Origin of the sequence: Sphingopyxis sp. Root1497 (genome assembly GCF_001427085.1) — a bacterium.
In the GTDB taxonomy this organism is placed as follows: domain Bacteria; phylum Pseudomonadota; class Alphaproteobacteria; order Sphingomonadales; family Sphingomonadaceae; genus Sphingopyxis.
This window is the reverse complement of record NZ_LMGF01000005.1, coordinates 140,296-143,766: the sequence shown is the minus strand read 5'-3', so window position 1 is coordinate 143,766 and position 3,471 is coordinate 140,296. Positions and strand designations below refer to the sequence as shown.

Genomic DNA, 3,471 nt, shown 5'->3' with positions numbered 1-3,471 from the left:
CCCGCCGTCTTTTTCCAGCCATAGCCGAGGCTCGCGTATAGATCGCGCAGGCCGTTCGGCGGCGTGGTGACGAATTTTCCGGCCCAGCCGTTGAAGCGGAAATGCGACGCGAGCGGGGTCTGGACGCTGGTGAACGCCGCGCCGCCATCCGCCCCGAGTATTTCGTAACCACCGGTGGCGCTCAGCCCGCCAGCACTCACTCCCACTTCAGCGAGCCAGTAATCGGCGGCATAGTCATTCGGGTTGCGGTGCCAGTCGCTCTGCCGCGCCCAGCTCGCGACATAGGTGAGTTTCACATCCTTCGCGAGCGGCTGGCTGCCCGCGAAGCGCAGCCCCCAGGTCTGGTTCGCCAGTCGATAGCCCTGAACCGCGACCTCGTCCTGATCGACCAGATAAGCGAAACCGCTCACCGTACCGATGGGGGTGCCATAGCCGACGACCGCGAGAATATTGTCGCCGCCGATCGCCTGCGGCCGCGCCCCCGCGCCGTTGCGGCCGTTCACCGTCCGCACGCTCCAGCCATAGGTCAGGTCGGCGCTGAGGCCCGTCGGCTTGCCGACTTGCAAGCGCACCGCGTCAGAGGTCTGCTCATTCTGGCGGAAGCCCGCCGAGCCGACGAAGCGCTGGTCGGCAAGTTCGATCCGCTGGCGCCCGGCGGTCAACGCCAGCCCGTTCGCGCCCGCATAACGGATCTGCGCGCGGTTGAGTTCGAGGTTCGGCGGGTCGGCGATCAGCGGGAAAGTCGTCTTGCCGTTGGTGCCGTCGTTATAGTCATAGGCGATCGCCAGATTGGCCTCGCCCTCGACCAGCAGCGACCAGCGTCCCTTGGTGGCTTGCACTCCGGGGCGCACGCGCAGCGTCAGCGCGTCGGCCTTTTCGGCGAGGCCGTCCTGCTCGGTCGCCTCGTAGCGCAGACGCGCGTCGATCAGCGGTTTGACCTTCACCTCTTGCGCGCACGCGGTGCCGCTGAGCAGCGCCAGCGGCGCCGCCATCCAGAGTCTCTTCATATCGGAAGCTCCAAAAATCCTCCCCGCCTTCAGCGCGGGGCCAAAGGCGGGGGAGGCAGGAGGGATGGGTCAGGCCGGCTTGGCGGCCAAAGGCGTCGCGGGCTGCGCATCGTCCGGCGCCTCGATGCCGAGCGCGCCGAGTTCGCCGGTTTCGCGCGCCTTGCGGCCGTAGACGATTTCGAACAGCGGCCCCGCCATCACGGTGGTGACGATCGCCATCAGCACCATGATCGCGAACAGGGTCGGACCGATGATGCCCTTCTGTAGCCCGATGTTGATGATGATCAGTTCCATCAGCCCGCGCGCGTTCATCAGCGCCCCGATGCCCATCGCGGTGCGATTGTCCTCACCCGCGAGCCGCGCCGCGAGCCAGCAGGCACCGAACTTCGCCGCGATCGAGACGAGCAGGATGCCGAGCGCGATCGCGAGCAGCGACAGGCTGTTCACCGTCGTCAGCTGGGTGTTGAGGCCCGAGAAGGTGAAGAACATCGGCAGCAGGAAGACGACCGTCATCGGCTCGATCTTCTTCTTGATCTCTTCGGTGAGCAGCCCGCGCGGCATGCAGGCGCCAAGCAGGAAACCGCCGAACACCGCATGGATGCCGACCGCGTCCATGAAGAAGGCCGACATGGCGTAAAGCATCAGCACGACGGCGAGCAACGCGTGGGTGAGTTCGCCCTTCGCCTCGACCGCGCGGCCGAGCGGGACCAGCAGCTTGCGGCCGATAAAGAACATGAACAATGCGAAGCCGACCCCGCCGACGATGGCGAGCAGGGCAACACCGGGTCCGGCGCCGAAGGTCGCCAGCACGACCGCCAGCACGCACCACGACACCGCGTCGTCGAACGCCCCTGCGGTCAGCGTCAGTGTGCCCAGCGAGGTATTGGCGAGGCCGCGCTCGTTGATGATCCGCGCGAGCATCGGAAAGGCGGTGAGCGCGATGCAGGCGCCCATGAACAGGGTCGCCGGGCCTTGGCCCAGTCCCTCGGTGAACAGCCCCGGAACGCCGATCAGGAAGGGAGTGATCAACGCCGCGAACAGGAACGGCGCGGCGATGCCCGCCGCCGACACCCCGACCGCGCTTTTCGCCTTCGACTGGAAATGGTCGAGGCGCAGCGTCGTGCCGACGAGGAACATGTACAGGCCGACGCCGAATTGCGCGCCGACATAGAGCATGTTGCGCGTTTCCTTGGGGAAGAGCGCGCCCTGGACGTCGGGGAAGAAGAGGCCGAACAACGAGGGGCCGAGGATCACGCCCGCGATCATCTCACCCACCACCTGCGGCTGGCCGAAAAAGCGGTTCGCGAGCCAGCCGACGATGCGGCAGACGAGCAGGATCACCGCGATCTGCAGGAAAAAATGGATGCTGTAGTCGGAGGGCGCATAACTCTGCGCCGCGTCCACCGCCGGTCCGTGCTTGCCCATGACATCGCCGACGGCGCGCCACAATTCCGCGAACATATCTGATACCAATGACCGTCTCCCCTCTGGCGCCCGTACGGTTCGAAAACCAACGATACGCTCCATTCCCACCATCAGGAGACATGAATACGGCACAGGCGCAAGACCGGCGCGATGATTGGGCGCGCCCTGTCTTGTCGATTTCCGGGCAAAGGATCATTTCTGTTGCGAGCCGGTAACAGTGTAGTAACATACCTACATGTGAACGATCCCGGTAGCGCTACCAGACATATAAGGGAAATGGCGAAATGAAGCGGGTCACCAGCCGCGAATTCAACCAGGACGTGAGTCGCGCAAAGCGATTCGCGACGATCGAGCCGGTGTTCGTCACCGATCGCGGTCGCCCCACCCATGTCCTGATCAGCATCGATGCGTGGCGCCAATTGAGCGGCGAGCGCGAGACGATCGTGCAACTGCTCGCCGCGCCGCCGGGCGAGGTCGCGCTCGATCGCACGCCCTTGCGCAAAGCGCTCGCCAGCCGGGGGCGCGGCTGATGTTTCTGCTCGATGCCGAGGTCGCGCTCGACCTGCGCCATGCCGGCATCGCCGGCGAAAGCGCGGCGCTCGCCGCGTGGGCGCAGCGGACATCGCGCCATGCGATGTTCCTGTCGGCGCTGACGCTGGTCGAACTCGACAACGCCGCCGCGCTGGCGGCCAGACAAAGCAAGGCGGTGGGCGCCGCTTGGCGAAGCTGGATCGACGACCAGTTGCTGCCGGCGTTCGAGGGGCGCATCATCGCGGTCGACCTGGCCGTCGTTCGCCGCCGCGCCGCGCTGGCGCTCGATCAGGATCGCGACGCGTTGCTCGCGGCGACCGCGCTCGAGCATGGGCTGGCGCTCGTTACCTACACCCCCGCATCATTCCGCACCGCGCGGCTCAAGCTGATCGACCCCCGCCGCGCGGCGCCCGATGCCGGCGAAGCGACCGGCTGGCGCGAAGCGACGCGCGAGCGGGCGCCCTGGCTCCGGAACCTGTTTATTCGGGGGTGAGGATATCCTCCCTGT

The 3,471-nt window shown here is 66.4% G+C and carries 3 protein-coding genes and 1 pseudogene; 2 read left to right on the top strand and 2 right to left on the bottom strand.

Annotation, left to right across the window (positions count from 1 at the left end):
- Both ASD67_RS15080 and ASD67_RS15075 read right to left on the bottom strand, forming a co-directional pair.
- Positions 1-1,007, bottom strand: a pseudogene (locus ASD67_RS15080) (hypothetical protein); the annotation flags it as partial.
- Positions 1,008-1,076: 69 nt separating this feature from the next.
- Complete coding sequence (locus ASD67_RS15075) at positions 1,077-2,468, bottom strand: cation:proton antiporter (protein ID WP_200938087.1); 1,392 nt, start codon at positions 2,466-2,468, stop codon at positions 1,077-1,079.
- A gap of 248 nt (positions 2,469-2,716) precedes the next feature.
- Here ASD67_RS15075 and ASD67_RS15070 point away from each other — a divergent pair, with 248 nt between their 5' ends.
- Entirely contained in the window at positions 2,717-2,962 is a 246-nt protein-coding gene (locus tag ASD67_RS15070) for a type II toxin-antitoxin system prevent-host-death family antitoxin (RefSeq protein WP_056348900.1), read from the top strand.
- Positions 2,962-3,456 carry a PIN domain-containing protein gene (locus ASD67_RS15065; RefSeq protein ID WP_056348897.1) on the top strand — a complete coding sequence of 165 codons (495 nt, stop codon included), beginning with the start codon at positions 2,962-2,964 and terminating at the stop codon, positions 3,454-3,456. Before ASD67_RS15070 ends, ASD67_RS15065 begins: the two co-directional genes overlap by 1 nt.
- Positions 3,457-3,471: the final 15 nt, after the last annotated feature.